Source organism: Xanthomonas sp. WHRI 1810A, from assembly GCF_040202885.1.
In the GTDB taxonomy this organism is placed as follows: domain Bacteria; phylum Pseudomonadota; class Gammaproteobacteria; order Pseudomonadales; family Pseudomonadaceae; genus Aquipseudomonas.
On sequence record NZ_JBEGED010000034.1, the window covers coordinates 1 to 17,020 of the forward strand.

The following is a 17,020-nucleotide window of genomic DNA, read 5'->3' on the forward strand; positions in this document are numbered from 1 at the left end:
GCCGGACACGGGAGCGGGCCTTTTTGGTTACTTTTTTGGCTCTTGAAAAAAGTGACCCGCTGTAAGAGCGGAACCGTTGTCCGCCACACCCTCGATAACTGATATACACACCATCTGAGGGGTGCCAGACAAACCGCATCGCAGCCTCGTGCCTCGTCAGCTCCTACAGGGAACCGAGTTACCCGCAACATATCGCGCCACGTTGGATCACGGATATACACACCATCCGTGGGGTGTCAGAACCACCGCATCGCAGCCTCGCACGGGCTCGTCAGCTCCAACAGGGAACCGAGTTACCCGCGAAGAAACCGGCGGCCTCAACAGGGATAGACACACGGTCCGAGAGGTATCCATTCAGGGACCGCGTGACCCATCAAGGAACCCCGCGAAGCAGCACGATCAATACAGCTTCATGTTCTGCGTCGCGGCCTGCGGCCGAAGCAGTTGCATCTGCTGGCGGTAATCGTCAGTGACCTGTCGCGCCTGGCTGCTGTTATTGATCACACGCGGCGTGATCAACACCAGCAACTCAGTCCGGTCCTTCGATCGGCTACGCGTCCCGAACAGCCACTTCAGCCCGGGAATACGCCCCAGATACGGCACCGCGCTCACGGTTTCGCTGTTGTTCTGCGTGATCAAACCGCCGAGCAACACCGTCTGCCCACTCTGCGCCGCCACTTGCGTGGACACCGAACGGGTAGAGATACGCGGGTTACCGTTGACCGTCACCGTGTCATCGGCGTCGCTCACCTGCTGCTGAATATCCATGTACACCAGGCCGCCCGGATTGATGCGCGGCACGACGTTGAGGATCACACCGGTCTGCAGGTACTCGACGCTGCTCAGCGTGGTATCGGAGGTATTGGTGTTGACCGTGGTCTGGCTGATCGGGATGTTATCGCCGACCTGGATCTGCGCGTTCTGATTGTTCATCACCACCAGCGACGGCGCCGACAGCACTTGGGTGCGGCCGTTGGTTTCCAGCGCGCGGATCGCGATCTGCAGGTTGGTGCTGACGAACGAGTAAAACAGCGAATCGGTAGCGCCCAGCCCTGCCCCGCCACCGCCCAGCGCGCCCTGGCTGCCGGCGGTGTTGGCGACTGTGGTGCTGGCGGAGTTACCGGCCAGACGACCGAGGTACCACTGCACCCCCTGATCCAGTTCGCCGGTGAGCGCCACTTCGAGAATTCGCGTCTCGATCTGGACCTGCATCGGCGGGTTGTCCAGGCGTTTGATGGCCGCTTCGATCTCTTTCCACTGCGCCGGGCGCGTGCGCACCAGCAACTGGTTGCTGCTCTTCTGCGCGGAAATACGGGTGCCGGCGTCGAGGCTTTTCTTGCCGCTGCCGGACGCGTCGGAACCGGACGAATCGCTGCTGTCGCCGCTGTCGCTGTCAGCGCTTTCATCGCTGCCTTCAGCCGATTCGCTGTCAGCGCCGGAGGCCTGTTGATTCATGCCGCCGCTCAGCCCGCCGCCATTGCTCATGCCGCCGCTGCTGCTCAGGCCGCTGCTGCTGTTGCCGCCGAGGCCGCCGCTCATGCCGCCCGAGCCGGTGCCATTGCCGGTCAGCGACGACATGGAACGGGTGCGCAAGCCGGGCGCGACGGTGGCTGCTGCGTCTTCCTTGATCGCGCCGGTGCCGTAGATCTGGCGCAGGTATTTGGCCAGGTCCGTGGCCTTCATGTTGCGCACGTCGTAGACGTACATCTGCGGCTCGTTGCCGCCGCCTTCGTCGATGGTGCGAATCCAGTTGCCCACTTCGTTCAGGTATTCGGGCTGCGACGAAAACGCCACCACCGAGTTGGTCCGCTCGATGGGCAGGAAGCGCACCATGCCGGCCAGCGGCATGCCGCTGTCGGGGCCGAACAGCTTTTGCAGTTCCGGCATCAGTTCGCCCACGGAGGCGCGCTGCAGGCCGAACACACCCACGGACATGCCTTTGAGCCAGTCCACATCGAAGGTGTCGATGGTCTGCTGATAGTTCGCCAGTTCTTCGGGCGTACCCGCCAGGCTCAAGACGTTGCGCGCCGGGTCCACCAGCAGGAAGGCGTTTTCCCGGGCGAAGGGCTTGAGCAGTTTCTGCATTTCGGTGGCGGAGATGTAGCTCAGCGGGAACAGTCGCGCGGACAGGCCGGCGGACGGCTGCGCGGTGGACATCTGCGGGACCATCTTGCCGGTGATCGCCTGGCTGGCGGGCAGGATCATGTAGCGATTGCCCTGGCGGATCATCGCGTTGTCCGTCCAGGACAGCAGGGTTTCCAGAATCGACAGCGCTTGCGCCTTGTCCACTGGCTTGGAGGTGGAGAAGCTGACGTCGCCCTTCACGCCTTCGGCGATGCTGTAGCTCTCGTGCAGCAGGTCGCCCATGACGCTGTTGACCACCGCCTGGATCGGCTGGTTGGTGAAGTTGAAAACGATATCGCCGTCGGCCCCGTCCGGGCTGCCCGGCTGTGCCACAGGCTGCGCGACCGCCCTGGCCGAAGGCGTACGCACGAAGCGCTGATTGCCCTTGATCACCTGACGGGTCGGCGCCCCGGCCGCTTGCTGCGGTTGCGAATCCGGCGGGATCTGCTCGCTGCGCGGGTCCACCGGAGGGCGTTGCGGACCTGTTCCTTGAAGTGCTTCACGCAGCATCCCGCTGTCCGGTTCGAGGGTGTTGGGCGAGGACGCGCAGCCACCGAGGGCGACAGCGGTGGCCAGGCAAAGCAAGGGTGTGCGCAAAGTAGCGATGTTACTCACTCCTGAAAAAACGGTCATGGGGCGGATTCGTTGGAAAGGGAAATCGGGGGTTGGGTCGACGGCGGCGGCAGTCTCAGCAGCGGCAGACTCAGGGACTCGGTACGGTCATCCAGCGTGAAGGTGGCTTGCAGCGCGCTCAGGCTTTGCAGGGTCCAGCCGTTGGGCAGGCGCTGGCCTTGACGGACCTTGAGCGGCGGGCCGCTTTTCTGGCGAATGAACGCCACTTGCATTGGGCCGTTGAGGATCACGCCGGTCAGCGTCAGGCCGGCCAGGCTCGACGCCTGCTGCGATTTGCGCAGCGGTACGTCCGGGCTGCGATCGGTGCTGAACAGTGGCGTGCGCCAGGTGTTGGCGAGGCTGGCAAGGTCGGCGTCGGGCACGTTGGGCGTGCGTTGCGCAACGTTATTTTGACGCGGCGCGCGCGCTTCCAGCCAGTCGGCCGAATGCCCCATGCCGCTGAGCACGCCGATCACCAGCAACAGCAATACCGCGGCGGTGACGGCCAGGATCAACTCGTTGGTCTTGAGGGAGGGGATCATGGCGCGGCCTGTTCAGCAGGAGTGTCTTGTTCAGCGGAACCTGCTTGCACAATCGGTGCCGCCTGCAGGTAACCGCGCACCAACAGGTGCGCGACCAGCTTGCCGGCGCCGCCCTTGAGCGGTGCCTTGACGTCACGCCGCAGGCTGATGTCGTCGACGAACAGAAACGGCCGCTGGTATTCCAGTTCATGCAGGATCGCCATCAGCGGCTCGATGCCGCACTCCAGGGTCAGGCTGACTTTGACCTGGCGATACGGCTCGCTGCCGTCCTGCTCCGGCGTGATCGGCATGCGCTGGGTCAGCGCGCAACCGGCACCGGTGTCGGCGTGGGTGTCGATCAGATCGGCAAGTTGCTGCATCAGGTCGGCGGCCACGGCGCTGGGGTCTTCGCCGGGCAGCAGGCTGGTGTTGCTGGCGGGGTCCTTCAGCCCCTTTTGCAGTTGCGCGCGCAGGGCGTCGCCTTGTTGCAGCAGGCCGGCGTAACGCTGTTGCTGCGCTCTCAGCTGATCGGCCTCATCGTCCATGTCACGCAAGGGACCGGCGAACCAGCTGTCGATCAGCAACCAATAGCCGGCGCACAGGACGAAGGCCAGTACGATCAGCGCGGCGCCGCGACGTTCACGGGGTGTCAGGGGTCGACGCATGAGCGGCCTCCTGGTGCAAGTGGGCGCGCAGGGAAAAGCGATCTTTACCGGTGACGGGGTCAGGCTGGATAACGCCCTGGAACTGCGGGTTGTCCAGGCTTCGGCAGTCCTTGAGCCGCGCGATCAGGGCGCTGGCCTTGGCGCTTTGGCCCGAGATCGACAGCTCGGCACTGTCGTCGATTTCAAGCTGATCGACCCAGGTGTCGGGCGGCAGGCAGGCGGTCAGTTCGCTGAGCAAGGCGGCCATGGTCGGTTGCGCAGCCTTGCGCCGGGCCAGGTAATCGGCCGCGCCACGGGTGTTGGCCAGTTGCTGACGCAACTGCTGAATCTGCGCGGCATCGGCTTTCTGCGACTGCACCGTCTCCTGCATTTCGCTGAGCAATTGCTGGCGGTCTTGCAGCCACAGCACCATCAGCGCCAGCAGCAACGCGCCGCTCAGCCAGGCCAGTTTGCGCTGCCAGCCGCGTCCGCTGCGTGCCTGCATCGGGCGCAACGGCTGGGGCAGCAGGTCAACGCCCAACAGCGTGCCGCTGGCCGTGGACCCATCCACCGCATCGGGCTTGAAACCCAGGTCCGCGCATTCCGCCAGAATGCGGTCCAGGCGTTCGCGCATGATGGCGACGAGGGTGACCTGCGCCAGACCCGCGCTGCGGCCATCCTGACGTGCCACGTAATACAGCTGATCCCGAGGGAACGGGGTGAACTTGTCCAGCTCGTAGCCGACGACGGCTTCCAGATCGCGAACGGCGGCCAGCGGCAACTGCAGGCGCTGGACCATGACCGCCGACGGCGGCAGCACCAGCACGTGACGAGAGCCGGGGACCCGCGCCGACAGCAAGGGCCAGTCATGGCGCTGGATCGGCGTTTCGTCCTCCATCCAGTGTTGCAGGTGCGCAGGCAGGCAGCCGCGCAATTCGTGGAGCCAGAGCTGCCAGAGGCGTTGCGCCGGACTGCCGCGCCAGCGGCGGGCAAGTGTGTCGAGCCCGGCCCTGACCGGCGCCAGATGCGCTGAAGATAAAAGACTCATTCTTGCCAACGCAGCACCCTGTAAGGCTGAGCGTTGCCCTCCGATGGATTCAATAAAACGGTGGTTTGTAACCGGGCGCTAAAGCCGCTCGGCAGTTGTGCCTGGCTGTCGATGGTGACGACATCGCCAGGCTCGGTGCCGACGGCGGCCTGGTTGGGCATGTTCAAAGCACTGCGCAACAACGGCGTGGCAAACGCCGCTTCCGGCTGGGGCAGCCCGCTCCACAGGGTCACGTGGGGCAGCAATCGGTCGTACAGTATCTGAGTCATGCCGGGCAGTTGGCGCAGTTCTTCCACCACCCGCAACGGCGGCGCATTGCCACCGCGCCGGGCTTGCAGCGCCTTGCCCAGTTGCGTGGCCTGATCACGGCTGGCGCCGCAGGCCTGGGCGACGCGGGTGACGTCCTCGACCATGGCCGCGTTGAGATCGAGCTTGCCGCGCTCGCTGGTCACGGCGACCACCAGTTGCGCGTCGTCAAACTGCAACGGCACTTCACGCCCGTCGGCGATCCAGCGCGGACGGTAAGAGACATCGAGCAGGATCTGCACGGCCTGATTCATCCCCGCTTCCGCCGCCAGCACCGCCTGCGTGTGCTGGCGCTGCCACAAGCCCTGACGGGTTTCCAGCTGCACCCAACCGGCCAGGCCGCCGAGCAGCAGGCTGAGCAAGGCCAGCGCCCAGAGCACCAGCAGCAGCGCGACGCCTGTCTGTCGCGCGAGCGGTCGTTGCGTCGTCATCCGCCCGCCCCGCCCGACAAATCCAGGCGCAGGGCGACCACTTCGGTCGGCCAGCCCACCGGGCCTTTCATCTGTACTTCAATCCGTACCGCTCGCGGCAGACGATTGGGCCAGGGCCACTGCGCCAGCCAACCGGTGGGTTCGCCTTTTGCCGTGAACCCGCGATAACTCAGGCTCAAGCCGCGCACGCCATGCAGCAGCACTTGCGGTTCGCCCAGGGGGCGCAGCGAATTACCCTCCAGTTGCGCGAAGGCCACTTGCAGCCGGCGATCCGATTCGGGGCCTCCCAGCTCCACCGTGTGCAGCTGAATCCCGCCGCCGAGGTTGCCCGGCAGCGTGGCGATGAACTGCACGCGGTCTGGCGAGCCTTCGAAAAAGCCCGAGCTTTCGCTGTCGTCGTCCGACGTGTCCAGCGGCAATGCCTGGCCGATGGCGCTGCGCAGGAAGGTCTGTGCAGCGCGCCGCTCATCGAGGCTACCGGTGTAGTGATCGGCCTTGGCCACCGCCTTGTTGGCACCCAGAATCGCGCCGCCCACCAGGGTCAGCAGCACCGCCAGCAGGCTGAGCACGATCATGATTTCCAGCAGCGTGAAGCCGCGCTGAGGCCGGTTCACAGTGCCCCCGCCTTCGCCGGACTGACCAGACGCAAGGTGCTGAACTGTGCCTCTCGGCGCCCTTCGCTGATGATCAGGTCCAGGCGCATCAAACGTGACTGTCCGGCCTTGGCCGTGAGTTCATTGATCGACAGGGACCAGCGAATGTCGCCATCCACTACACCGTCGCGGGTGCCGGTCTGCAATACGCCGATGCTTTGATCATCCAGCACCGAACGGGCCACTTGGCTGAGCCGATCACTGCGTTCGACCTGCTGCAACGAGCGCGCGCTCTGCCCGAACGCCACCAGCACCACGCTGCTGCACACGGCCATGACTACCATCGCAGCCAGCATTTCCAGCAGGGTGAAACCTGCCTGTGGGTTAACCGGCCTCATTGCAGGACCCGACTCTTGACGCTGCCGGTCAGCCAACCCACGTCGATGCGCCAATGGCGGTCACCGCGAAACACCACCAGGTTGCCACCGCTGGAACTGCCGTCGGGGTGAAAGGCGAATGCCGAGTCCAGGTCCGCCGAGGTGTTCAACTGCACCCCCATCTCGGCGGGCCATTGCTGAACCCGCTGGCCGGGGGCGTGAAACGTGCGCTGGCGCAGATCGAACTTCGCCTCGGTGGTCCGCCCGCTGATGATCGCCGCGCTGCGGGCGGTGCGCAGCGTCTGGACCATCTGCCCGACGACCTGGCGTTCGTTGGCCGAATGCAAACCCTGAGACAAGCCGAACCCGACCAGGCCGATGCCGATGCTCATCAGAACGATGACCACCAGCATCTCCAGCAAGGTAAACCCGCGACTCGTCCCTACTGCATTCATGAGACTGTTTTATTCCCAGTTGCCCAGATCGGCGCTGTAGCCTTCGCCGCCGGGTTGGCCGTCCTGGCCGAAGAAAATCAGGTCGAACGAACCGTGCTGGCCCGGGAAGCGATAGCCGAAGGCGTGGCCGAACGGATCCTTGAGGTCCGACGGTTTGGCGTACGGGCCGGCCCAACCGGAGGCGTTGGCGGGTTTTTCCACCAGCTGCTGCAGGGTTTTCGGTGGCGAACCCATGTCCAGGCCATAGCTCTCGATCTTCATGGACAGGCTGGCCAGTTGCGCCTTGCCTGCGCCGTACTTGCCCTTGTCGACGTTGCCGCCCACCTGACGCACGACGATGGTCGCGACGATGCCCAACAGCACGATCACGGCAAGCATTTCCAGCAGGGTGAAACCGCGTTGGCGGCGGGATGGAGCTCTGAATCGACTACGCTTCATGGCGGATACTACCTCGTCAAAAGATGTTCAGATGTTGCTGGTCAGGCTCATCAACGGCAGCATGATAGCGAGCATGATCACTGCCACCAGTGCTGCCATGACCACGGTCAGGGTCGGCACCAGGGCCGCGAGCATGCGGTCGATGCCGCGTTTGGCTTCGACGTCGAAGACGTCGGCCACTTTCAAGAGCATTTTGTCCAGTTCGCCGGCCTGTTCGCCGACTTCGATCATTTGCAGTGCCAGGTCCGGCAGCAGGGGCTGCGCGCCAAACGCGCTGGCCAGGGTGCCGCCGCCTTTGACCGATTCGCTTGCTTGCTCCACCTGCTGTTGCAAGGCTCGGTTGGTGCAGACCTGCCGCGCAATGACCAACGCTTGCAGCAGCGCCACGCCGTTGCTCAACAGCGTACCGAGTGTGCGCGCCAGACGCGCCGCTTCGATGCGTTGCAGCAACGGGCCGATGATGCGGGTTTTCAGCAGGCGACGGTCGCGACGCAGGCGCCGCTGCGGGTTGCGCAAACGCACCGCACTGCCCCACACCACGGCAATGATACCGCCCAGCACCAGCAGCCCGTAGCTGCTGAGAAATTCGCCGAGCCACAGGATGGCTTTGGTGATGAACGGAATCGGGACGCCCAGATCGCGAAAGATCGGCACGAACTGCGGCACCACGTACGCCAGCAGCAGCGCCAGCGCACCCAGCACGCCGACCACCAGGAACGCCGGGTAAATGAGCGCGTTGATGACTTCGCCACGCAGCAACTGGCTGCGCTCCAGGTAGTCGCTGAGCTGCCGCAGGGTGTTTTCCAGCGCCCCGCCCGCCTCGCCCGCGCGCACCATGCTGATGTACAGCGGCGAAAACTGCCGGCCCTCTTCTTCCAGCGCCACGGACAGCGGCTTGCCGGCCTTGACCTGCTCGCGAATACGCTCGATCAGGGCACGGGTTTGCGGCTGGCCGGGTTGCTTGAGCAAGATAGTCAGCGAGCGTTCCAGCGGCTGGCCAGCGCCCAGCAGCGTCGCCAGTTGCTGGGTGAAGCTCATCAGCGCCGCGCCGTTCAGGGTGCCGCGGCCCAATGCCTGACGCAGGCCGCCCAGGCTTGAGGGCTCGATGTGCAGCAGCATCAGCCCGCGCTTGTGCAGCGCCGCGACGGCCGCGTCCTTGTCCCGGGCTTCGAGCAGGCCGGTCTGTTCCGCGCCCTGGCCATCCAGCGCCCGGTATTTGAAAGGGGTCATGTCATTCGCCTCGCGTCACACGCAATACTTCTTCCAGCGAGGTGATACCCGCCACTGCCTGGCGCAATCCTTCTTCATGGAGCGTGCGCAAACCGGAACGGCGCGCGGCCTGCTCCAGGGTTGAAGCGTCCGCGCGGCGCATCAGCAGGCCACGCAGCTCTTCATTCATGATCAACAATTCGGTGATAGCGCTACGCCCGCGATAACCGCCGCCCGGCGCGTCGGACCGTGGCCGATACAAACGGATGGGACGTTCGTCGGTGAAACGGTGCAGCTCGTGCTCGTCGATCAGTTCCTGCGGCGCTTCGAATGCTTCGCGGGTTTCCACATCCAGCCGGCGCACCAGACGCTGCGCCAGGATTCCGTTGACGGTGGAGGCAATCAGGTAACTTTCAACGCCCATGTCCAGCAAACGCGTGATACTCGCCGCCGCACTGTTGGTGTGCAGCGTCGAAAGCACCAGGTGACCGGTGAGCGATGACTGAATGGCGATGCGGCAGGTTTCCAGGTCGCGCATCTCACCGATCATGATCACGTCCGGGTCCTGACGCACGATGGAGCGCAGGGCGCCGGCGAAGTCCAGGCCGATGGACGGTTTGACCTGAATCTGGTTGATGCCTTCGAGCTGATACTCCACCGGGTCCTCGACGGTGATGATTTTGCGCTCGGCGGTGTTGAGTTGCGACAGCGCCGTATAAAGGGTGGTGGTCTTGCCCGAGCCGGTGGGGCCGGTCACCAGCAAAATACCGTGGGGCCGCTGCAGCACGTCGAGGAATTGATCGAGCCGGGCGCCGTCGAAGCCCAAGCTCTGGAAATCGAAGTTGATGGTCTGCCGGTCCAGCAGACGCATCACTACCGATTCGCCGAAACTGGTGGGCACGGTGGACACCCGCAGGTCGAGCTCCTTGCCCTGGATGCGCAGCATGATGCGGCCATCCTGGGGCAAGCGGCGCTCGGCGATGTCCAGCCGGGCCATGATTTTGATCCGGGAAATCACCGCCGCCGATGAACTGGACGGCGGCGCTTCAGCTTCATGCAGCACACCGTCGATGCGGTAGCGCACCTTGAGGTGGCTTTCGAAGGGCTCGATATGAATGTCGGAGGCGCGCTGTTCGACGGCGCGTTGCAGGATCAGGTTGACCAGACGAATGACCGGCGCTTCGGAGGCCAGGTCCTTGAGGTGCTCGATGTCTTCCAGCGAGCCGCCCTCATCGTCGAGGTTTTCGATCAGCGTGCCCATGGCCGAACGGCCCTGACCGTAATAACGCTCGATCAGGGTCTCGACGTCGTTGCGCGGGCCGATGGACACCCAGACCGGCACTTCACAGCCGTAGGCAATCGCTTCGAAGGCAAACACTTCGCTGGGGCTGGCGGCCAGTACATGCAGGCCGTCGTCAAGCCACTCCAGCGGCACCACCTGAAAATGGCGCATAAAGCGCTCGGTCAACGGCGGCAGCGGTTCGATGAGCGCCGGTGCGGTGTCGGCACCGATCAACGGCGCGTCCAGCAGCGCCGCCCAGGCTCGTGCCATTTCAAATTCCGACACCAGACCCAGGCGCGTCAGCAGCGCCAGCAACTCGGCGCCTTCGGATTCCGCGAGCAGGCGTCGCGCGCGATCAAGATCAGCGGCCTTCAGGCCTGCATGCTCCGTCAGCCAGGCGCAGAGCTGCTCGGCAGTGGGAATCTGCAGGTGAGTGGCATCGACGGGGTTTGGGGACATAAGCACAGGAATTCAGTGAAAATCGGAGGAGCAAACGGCTCCCGCTTGGGGAGGGAGCCGGTCAAGAAGCCTCAGACTATCAGTTTGAGGATTTTGACGTTGTGCTACTCGTCGCAGTGTTGCTCGAACCGTTGTTCAGCGGGCGACCGCCTTTAGTCTCTTGCGTGGTCTGCTTCTTCACTGTCTTGGGGTTCTGAGTCTGAGTCATCACCGTGGAGTCAGTGGCGCCGGAGGTTGCATCGGCGTCGGTGGATTCAGCAGCCATCGCGTTGCCACAAAGTGCCAGGCCAATAATAACGCTCGCGCCAATCAGGGGCAGTTTCATAAACTTTCTCCACTTTTAAATTAGTTAACGCATTGCACGCCTCTCCGGAAGTACCGGATGCGGCGTTACTTTCAAGAAAGTTAAGCCCATTGCCTTGAATCGCAGTGGCAGCGGGCTCCTGAAAATTTCTTAAACCTATCGACCCAACGGTTTAGCACAAGTTCATTTCTTTGTTAAAAAGAATGTCAAAACGCTAATTTTCACGCTTTTGTTTGACATTTAGTGACAAGACCGGCGTTAATTTACCCGTTTTCAGCGTTTCAAAGTGCCAGCACGTAGTGGCACTTAGTTATCACGCAGCGTTTATTTAAACCATAATTTTAATAACGAAAACATCAATAAAGCCCGGCAGATATCGCCTTTAAGTTTCAATTTAAGGGTCACGATACGGGCAGCTTATTGCCTGAAGAAAGTTATAAACGATCAGTCGCCCTGCGACTAATTGACTCAGTCAAATGTGTTGGGAGTAATACATGCGCAATAAAAAAATGATCGGTGCTCATTCGGCGTTAGCCTTGTTGGCACTGGCGGTATCACAGGTCTATGCAGCCGACGCCTCGACCCTGGCCGCTCGCGAAGTACGCGCCGACAAGGCCGCTGAAAAAACCCTCGCCAAGCTGAGCCAGGAAGAAAAGCTGGCCTACATCGGCGGTACCGGCGGCTGGGACGTCAAGCCCCTAGCCTCCCAAGGCATCCCGCAAATCCACGGCGCTGACGGCGGCGTCGGCGTGCGTTACACCAGCGAAGGCAACGACCAGGGTGTGGTTTACCCGTCCGGCCCGAACCTGGCAGCCACCTGGAACCCGCGTCGCGCCATCGACCTGGGTCGCGCACTGGGTTACGACACGGCGACCGGCGGCTATCAGTTCATCACTGGCCCCGGCGTGAACCTGTACCGCATGCCGTACGGCGGCCGTGCGTTCGAATACCTGTCCGGTGAAGACCCGTTCCTGGGTGCAAGCCTGGTGCCTGCCGTGGTCAACGGCATCCAGTCGCGCGGCGTGTGGGCCAACACCAAGCACTACGCAGCCAACGATCAGGAAACCAACCGTTTCACCCTGAACGAAACCATCCCCGAGCGCGTACTGCGCGAAATGACCTTGCCAGGCTTCGAGTCCGCTTCGAAAAACGGCAAGACCGCGATGATGATGTGCTCCTTCCAGAAGGTGAACGGTGAATTCGCTTGCGAAAACTCGCACCTGATCCGCGACATCCTGAAGAAAGAGTGGGGCTACACCGGCTTCGTCCAGAGCGACTACAACGCCGTCGTGCATGGCTATGAAGCTGCCCAGGCCGGGACCGACCTGGACATGATGGGCTACCAGATGAACAGCACGGTGCTCAAGCCGCGTCTGGACAGCGGTGAGTTGAGTGCCGCGACCATCGACGACAAAGTCCGTCGCATCCTCAAGAACATCTACCTGTACAAGTTCGACAGCAAGACCCCACTGACCACGCACAACATGAACAGCGCCACCAGCAACCGCGTTGCGCTGAACGCTGCCCGTGAAGGCATCGTGCTGCTCAAGAACCAGAACAACCTGCTGCCTCTGAACAAGGCCAAGGTCAAGTCCATCGCCGTGGTCGGCGAGCTGGCCAAGTACGCCCCGGCGACCGGTTTCGGCAGCGCCAACGTCATGGCAGCGCATTACATCAGCGAACTGAGCGGCCTGAAGCAGATCGCACCGAACGCCAAGGTCGAGTTCATCGACGGCCTGTCGCTGGACCCGACGACCACCGTCTGGAGCAACACCAACAGCGCAGGCAAGGACGTTCCCGGCCTGAAAACCGAGTTCTTCACCAACGCCAACTGGTCCGGTGATCCGGCGGCCACGCGTACCGACACCCACGTCAACCTGGACTGGTCCAGCGACAGCGACCTGCCGGTCAGTGGCGATACGTCGAACACCTCGATTCGCTACAGCGGCAAGATCACGCCGACCGTCAGCGGTGAGCAAGTGTTCAAGGTCCGGGCTGACGGCGCCGTGCGCCTGTACGTCAACGGCGAGAAAATCATCGACAACGGTGATGGCGAGCACCTGCCAGGCAACAGCATCCCGCCGACCATTCCGGTCTTCGCCAAGCTGAAGCTGGAAGCCGGCAAGGCTTACGACATCAAGCTGGAATACTCGCGCCGTAACGGCTACCTCTCCACCATGGGCGGCCTGGTCGGCGTGCAGATGAGCTGGGCTTCGCTGGTTGCTCCGCAGGATCTGTCCAAGTACGACGCCGTGGTTGTCGCGGTCGGCAACAGCAATCAGTACGAAGGTGAAGGTTTCGACCACAGCTTCGATCTGCCTGAGTTCCAGAACGACCTGATCAACAACATCGCCAAGGTCAACCCGAACACCGTGGTCACCATGCACGGCGGTACGGGCCTGAAGATGAGCGACTGGATCGACCAGGTGCCGGCGGCATTGCACGCCTTCTACCCGGGTCAGAACGGCGGTCAGGCCCTGGCTGAAATCCTGTTCGGCAAGGTCAACCCATCGGGCAAGCTGCCGATCAGTATCGAACGCAACATCGAAGACAACCCGGCCTACGCCTCCTTCAAGAACTTTGATAACACCGGCGTCGTCACCGAGATGAGCTACGCCGATGACCTGATGCTGGGTTATCGCGGCTACGAGAAGAAGGGCATCAAGCCGCTCTACCCGTTCGGCTACGGCTTGTCGTACACCACGTTCGGCTACAGCAACATCAGCGTCACCCCAGGCGTTGCAGTCGCCGGCGCACCGATCAAGGTCTCGTTCGACTTGAGCAACACCGGCAAGGTGGGTGGTTCTGAAGTGGCCGAGCTGTATGTCGGTCAGAACAACCCGACCGTGGAACGCGCGAGCAAGGAGCTCAAGGGCTACAAGAAAGTCTTCCTGGAGCCGGGCGAAAGCAAGCGCGTGACCATCGAGCTGAATGACCGTTCGCTGGCCTACTTCGACACCAAGAGCAATCAGTGGGTCGTTGATGCAGACAGCTTCAACATCGCACTGGGCTCTTCGTCGCAGGACATCCGCCTGAACGCCAAGCTGGTGAACCCGTTCCGTCGTGAACTCTCCACCACCACCAGCAACCCGCTGCCACGTTCGGCGCTGAACTCGACTCAGGTCACCTTGCCACCGGTTAAAACCGGCGGCCTGATGCACCAGAACGAAGCTGATGACACCGACACCAGCGAAGGTGACGGCTACGGCACCGACGACACCACCACCACCACCGACAAGTCGAGCGCCACAGGCAATTGATGCGTTGACTCAGGGATGACCGCAGGCTCAGGGACGAGCCGCTTTTTAAAACACGAGAACCTGAGGGAGCGGGTTTCTTCGCAAGGGGACTGGCCTGACAGCACAAGCGGGTCGGATGCACCACCCTTCTTCGCGAAGAACCCGCTCCCGCAGGTTTTTTTATGGCAGACAGATTTACCCATCGAATGGTTGGAGCGAGGCTTGTCCGCGAAGCTTTTCAGGCCCGACGCTATTGACCTGCACTGACCTCTTCGCGGGCAAGCCTCGCTCCAACGGGATCGTGGCTTTCATCCAACAAACCGCGTGACACCTGCCGCTACCGGACAACCCGTATCGCCGTATCCACCCGGGCCATGTAATCGTCGAAGCGCTGCACCAGGTCGAATCGCTCGGGAAACCGTAGCCACTGGATCTGCAAGCCATCCATCATCGCCAGGATTTCTTCGACCAGACCCGAAATGTTGAGCTGCGGCAGCACTTCGCCCGCGTCGACCAACTCCTGAAACTGCCCCACCAATCGCCCATGGATCATTTGGTAGCGGTTCTGAAACCATTCCCACGCCGGTTGATTAGCCAGCAGGCTTTCGGCGTTGAGGATGGTGAAGGCGCGCACCACGCCCGGCGCGGTGGCGTTGGAGCGATTGATCGCCCGCAGGCTGCCGAGCAATCCGGAGAGGGTGTTGTCGCCGCGGACTTCGTCGGCGATTTTCTGGCTGATGGCGTCGCGCCGCTCCAGCACGCCCATCAGCAGCGACACTTTGCTGGGAAAGTGGTGCAGCAGCCCGGCCACCGAGATGCCGACGATGCCGGCCACCTGGGCCATGGACGCGCCGGTGTACCCTTCGAGGGAAAACACCTGCAGCGCCGCATCGAGCAACTCTTCTCGCCGTTTCTCGCCTTTGGGCGCACGACGGTGTTTCGTGACAGTGGGCGGCTCGTTGCCCGTGTCCGACTTTGGCAGTGTCATCTCACGCTCCTTGATCGACAGCCGCGTAGGGTACCGGCAACGGCCAGGTGCGGCAAATCGACGCGACCTGCCGCGCCGCATCGGAAAATGCAGGTCGTGTTTGAACCCCTGATCCCCCGCCAATGTCTAGGTTTTAGCCCTTTTAATTCGGAAGGCTGCAGTCAGGAGAATTGCCGGTGAACATTTTTGAAGCGTTGCGTGAAAGCCATGATCGGCAGCGCGGCTATGCCGACGCGCTGATACAGACCCACGGCGATAGTGCCGAGCGGGTCGAAGCCTATAAGCAGCTGAAGGCCGAATTGCAGGCGCACGAAACGGCCGAGGAGCGGCACTTTTATATCCCGCTGATGCAATACGACAACGGCGTCGATCTGAGCCGTCATGCCATCTCGGAGCACCATGAGATGGACGAGATGATGGAAACCCTGGACGAGACCGAGATGTCCAGCCCGGCCTGGATGGCGACCGCGAAAAAGCTGTCCCACAAGGTCCACCACCACTTGAAGGAAGAAGAGCAGAAGTTCTTCCAGATGGCGGGCAAGCTGCTGGACGAAAAGCAGAAAACGACGCTGGCGGGTCAGTATCAGAAAGAATATGAGGAACAGCTGGCCGAAGCGTGAGGTTCGGGTAGCGCACCTGTTACCGCCGCTTCGCAGTCGAGCGCGCCGGCGGCCCATCGCGAGCAAGCTCCCTCCCACGCCTTCGGCAGAAACAGACCGGGCACGCTCAGGCTTTTGATTCTGGCCGGAGGCCGTGGGAGCGCAGCTTGCTCGCGATGGGCTGCGAAGCAGTCCTCAAATCAGACGACAACGGTGCGTCAGGTAGACCGCATCTGCAGGTTTTACTGGCGCTGCGCACCAGATCGCGGGACAAGCCACGCTCCCACGCCTTCGGCAGAAGCGGACCTGCGTGCGCTCATGCTTTTGATTCTGGCCGAAGGCAGAAGCAGACCGGGTACGCTCAGGCTTTTGATTCTGGCCGGAGGCCGTGGGAGCGCAGCTTGCTCGCGATGGGCTGCGCAGCAGTCCTGAATCAGACGACAGCGGTGTGTCAGGTAGACCGCATCTGCAGATTTTACTGGCGCTGCGCACCAGATCGCGGGACAAGCCACGCTCCCACGCCTCCGGCAGAAGCGGATCGTCATATGCACCCACGCCTTCGACAAAGCTGGATCGGCTTGCGCTCAGGCTTTTGATTCTGGCCGAAGGCCGTGGGAGCGCAGCTTGCTCGCGATGGGCTGCGCAGCAGTCCTCAAATCAGACGACAACGGTGCGTCAGGTAGACTGCATCCGCAGGTTTTACTGGCGCTGCGCACCAGATCGCGGGACAAGCCACGCTCCCACGCCTTCGGCAGAAGCGGATCTGCGTGCGCTCAGGCTTTTGATCATGACCGAAGCCAGAAGCAGACCGAGTACACTCAGGCTTTTGATTCTGGCCGAAGCCAGAAGCAGACCGGCACACGCTCAGGCTTTTGATCATGACCCAAGGCAGATGCAGACAGGGTACGCTCAGGATTTTGATTCTGGCCGTAGGCCGTGGGAGCGCAGCTTGCTCGCGATGGGCTGCGCAGCAGTCCTGAATCAGACCCCGGAGTTCTGCCCGGTAGACCGCATCTTCAGGTTCTGCTGGCGCTGCGCACCAGATCGCGGGACAAGCCACGCTCCCACGCCTTCGGCAGAAGCGGATCGTCATATGCACCCACGCCTTCGACAAAGCTGGATCGGCTTGCGCTCAGGCTTTTGATTCTGGCCGGAGGCCGTGGGAGCGCAGCTTGCTCGCGATGGGCTGCGCAGCAGTCCTCAAATCAGACGACAACGGTGTGTCAGGTAGACCGCATCTGCAGGTTTTACTGGCGCTGCGCACCAGATCGCGGGACAAGCCACGCTCCCACGCCTTCGGCAGAAACAGACCGGGTGCGCTCAGGCTTTTGATCATGACCGAAGCCAGAAGCAGACCGGGTACGCTCAGGCTTTTGATTCTGGCCGAAGCC

General features: G+C 62.5%; 16 protein-coding genes. 3 read left to right on the top strand and 13 right to left on the bottom strand.

Annotated elements, in window-relative coordinates; genetic code table 11:
* Positions 1 to 399 precede the first annotated feature (399 nt).
* The 12 genes from gspD to ABQX22_RS26385 form a co-directional block, all read right to left on the bottom strand.
* Positions 400 to 2,757 carry a type II secretion system secretin GspD gene (gene gspD, locus ABQX22_RS26330; protein WP_349802800.1) on the bottom strand — a complete coding sequence of 786 codons (2,358 nt, stop codon included), beginning with the start codon at positions 2,755 to 2,757 and terminating at the stop codon, positions 400 to 402.
* The gene (locus tag ABQX22_RS26335) at positions 2,754 to 3,278 is read right to left on the bottom strand and encodes a hypothetical protein (protein ID WP_349802801.1); all 525 of its coding nucleotides are present in this window, start codon (positions 3,276 to 3,278) and stop codon (positions 2,754 to 2,756) included. The genes gspD and ABQX22_RS26335 overlap by 4 nt, the downstream gene beginning before the upstream one ends.
* Complete coding sequence (gspM, locus tag ABQX22_RS26340) at positions 3,275 to 3,922, bottom strand: type II secretion system protein GspM (protein ID WP_349802802.1); 648 nt, start codon at positions 3,920 to 3,922, stop codon at positions 3,275 to 3,277. The genes ABQX22_RS26335 and gspM overlap by 4 nt, the downstream gene beginning before the upstream one ends.
* Positions 3,897 to 4,949: a PilN domain-containing protein gene (locus ABQX22_RS26345; RefSeq protein ID WP_349802803.1), complete on the bottom strand. Its 1,053-nt coding sequence runs from the start codon at positions 4,947 to 4,949 to the stop codon at positions 3,897 to 3,899. The genes gspM and ABQX22_RS26345 overlap by 26 nt, the downstream gene beginning before the upstream one ends.
* Positions 4,946 to 5,686 carry a hypothetical protein gene (locus ABQX22_RS26350; RefSeq protein ID WP_349802804.1) on the bottom strand — a complete coding sequence of 247 codons (741 nt, stop codon included), beginning with the start codon at positions 5,684 to 5,686 and terminating at the stop codon, positions 4,946 to 4,948. The genes ABQX22_RS26345 and ABQX22_RS26350 overlap by 4 nt, the downstream gene beginning before the upstream one ends.
* Positions 5,683 to 6,300: a prepilin-type N-terminal cleavage/methylation domain-containing protein gene (locus ABQX22_RS26355; protein ID WP_349802805.1), complete on the bottom strand. Its 618-nt coding sequence runs from the start codon at positions 6,298 to 6,300 to the stop codon at positions 5,683 to 5,685. The genes ABQX22_RS26350 and ABQX22_RS26355 overlap by 4 nt, the downstream gene beginning before the upstream one ends.
* Positions 6,297 to 6,677 carry a type II secretion system protein gene (locus tag ABQX22_RS26360; RefSeq protein ID WP_349802806.1) on the bottom strand — a complete coding sequence of 127 codons (381 nt, stop codon included), beginning with the start codon at positions 6,675 to 6,677 and terminating at the stop codon, positions 6,297 to 6,299. Before ABQX22_RS26360 ends, ABQX22_RS26355 begins: the two co-directional genes overlap by 4 nt.
* Complete coding sequence (locus tag ABQX22_RS26365) at positions 6,674 to 7,111, bottom strand: GspH/FimT family pseudopilin (protein ID WP_349802807.1); 438 nt, start codon at positions 7,109 to 7,111, stop codon at positions 6,674 to 6,676. The genes ABQX22_RS26360 and ABQX22_RS26365 overlap by 4 nt, the downstream gene beginning before the upstream one ends.
* Before the next feature lie 9 nt (positions 7,112 to 7,120).
* Positions 7,121 to 7,549, bottom strand: coding sequence for a type II secretion system major pseudopilin GspG (gspG, locus tag ABQX22_RS26370; RefSeq protein ID WP_349802808.1), 429 nt, complete (start codon positions 7,547 to 7,549; stop codon positions 7,121 to 7,123).
* 27 nt (positions 7,550 to 7,576) lie between these two features.
* Positions 7,577 to 8,779, bottom strand: coding sequence for a type II secretion system inner membrane protein GspF (gene gspF / locus ABQX22_RS26375; RefSeq protein ID WP_349802809.1), 1,203 nt, complete (start codon positions 8,777 to 8,779; stop codon positions 7,577 to 7,579).
* A 1-nt stretch (position 8,780) separates the two neighbouring features.
* On the bottom strand, positions 8,781 to 10,499 hold the full coding sequence (gene gspE, locus ABQX22_RS26380) for a type II secretion system ATPase GspE (RefSeq protein WP_349802810.1): 1,719 nt from the start codon (positions 10,497 to 10,499) through the stop codon (positions 8,781 to 8,783).
* 79 nt (positions 10,500 to 10,578) lie between these two features.
* Positions 10,579 to 10,824 (bottom strand): hypothetical protein, encoded by a 246-nt coding sequence (locus ABQX22_RS26385; RefSeq protein ID WP_349802811.1) that lies wholly within the window; start codon positions 10,822 to 10,824, stop codon positions 10,579 to 10,581.
* A gap of 473 nt (positions 10,825 to 11,297) precedes the next feature.
* Between ABQX22_RS26385 and ABQX22_RS26390 the strand changes: the two genes are divergently transcribed.
* Positions 11,298 to 14,063, top strand: a complete 2,766-nt coding sequence (locus tag ABQX22_RS26390; RefSeq protein ID WP_349802812.1) for a beta-glucosidase — start codon at positions 11,298 to 11,300, stop codon at positions 14,061 to 14,063.
* A gap of 316 nt (positions 14,064 to 14,379) precedes the next feature.
* Here ABQX22_RS26390 and ABQX22_RS26395 read toward each other — a convergent pair whose 3' ends face one another.
* Positions 14,380 to 15,030, bottom strand: a complete 651-nt coding sequence (locus tag ABQX22_RS26395; RefSeq protein ID WP_349802813.1) for a TetR/AcrR family transcriptional regulator — start codon at positions 15,028 to 15,030, stop codon at positions 14,380 to 14,382.
* 176 nt (positions 15,031 to 15,206) lie between these two features.
* Here ABQX22_RS26395 and ABQX22_RS26400 point away from each other — a divergent pair, with 176 nt between their 5' ends.
* A complete protein-coding gene (locus tag ABQX22_RS26400) occupies positions 15,207 to 15,650 on the top strand; it encodes a hemerythrin domain-containing protein (RefSeq protein ID WP_349802814.1) in 444 nt (147 codons plus the stop codon).
* A gap of 1,151 nt (positions 15,651 to 16,801) precedes the next feature.
* The coding region (locus ABQX22_RS26405) for a hypothetical protein (RefSeq protein ID WP_349802815.1) at positions 16,802 to 17,020 on the top strand (219 nt) is incomplete at its 3' end.

Bases quoted from the DNA above. Each gene is read 5' to 3' on its own strand.
- gspD (WP_349802800.1), bottom strand. From the start codon at position 2,757: ATGACCGTTTTTTCAGGAGTGAGTAACATCGCTACTTTGCGCACACCC.
- ABQX22_RS26335 (WP_349802801.1), bottom strand. From the start codon at position 3,278: ATGATCCCCTCCCTCAAGACCAACGAGTTGATCCTGGCCGTCACCGCC.
- gspM (WP_349802802.1), bottom strand. From the start codon at position 3,922: ATGCGTCGACCCCTGACACCCCGTGAACGTCGCGGCGCCGCGCTGATC.
- ABQX22_RS26345 (WP_349802803.1), bottom strand. From the start codon at position 4,949: ATGAGTCTTTTATCTTCAGCGCATCTGGCGCCGGTCAGGGCCGGGCTC.
- ABQX22_RS26350 (WP_349802804.1), bottom strand. From the start codon at position 5,686: ATGACGACGCAACGACCGCTCGCGCGACAGACAGGCGTCGCGCTGCTG.
- ABQX22_RS26360 (WP_349802806.1), bottom strand. From the start codon at position 6,677: ATGAGGCCGGTTAACCCACAGGCAGGTTTCACCCTGCTGGAAATGCTG.
- ABQX22_RS26365 (WP_349802807.1), bottom strand. From the start codon at position 7,111: ATGAATGCAGTAGGGACGAGTCGCGGGTTTACCTTGCTGGAGATGCTG.
- gspG (WP_349802808.1), bottom strand. From the start codon at position 7,549: ATGAAGCGTAGTCGATTCAGAGCTCCATCCCGCCGCCAACGCGGTTTC.
- gspF (WP_349802809.1), bottom strand. From the start codon at position 8,779: ATGACCCCTTTCAAATACCGGGCGCTGGATGGCCAGGGCGCGGAACAG.
- gspE (WP_349802810.1), bottom strand. From the start codon at position 10,499: ATGTCCCCAAACCCCGTCGATGCCACTCACCTGCAGATTCCCACTGCC.
- ABQX22_RS26385 (WP_349802811.1), bottom strand. From the start codon at position 10,824: ATGAAACTGCCCCTGATTGGCGCGAGCGTTATTATTGGCCTGGCACTT.
- ABQX22_RS26390 (WP_349802812.1), top strand. From the start codon at position 11,298: ATGCGCAATAAAAAAATGATCGGTGCTCATTCGGCGTTAGCCTTGTTG.
- ABQX22_RS26395 (WP_349802813.1), bottom strand. From the start codon at position 15,030: ATGACACTGCCAAAGTCGGACACGGGCAACGAGCCGCCCACTGTCACG.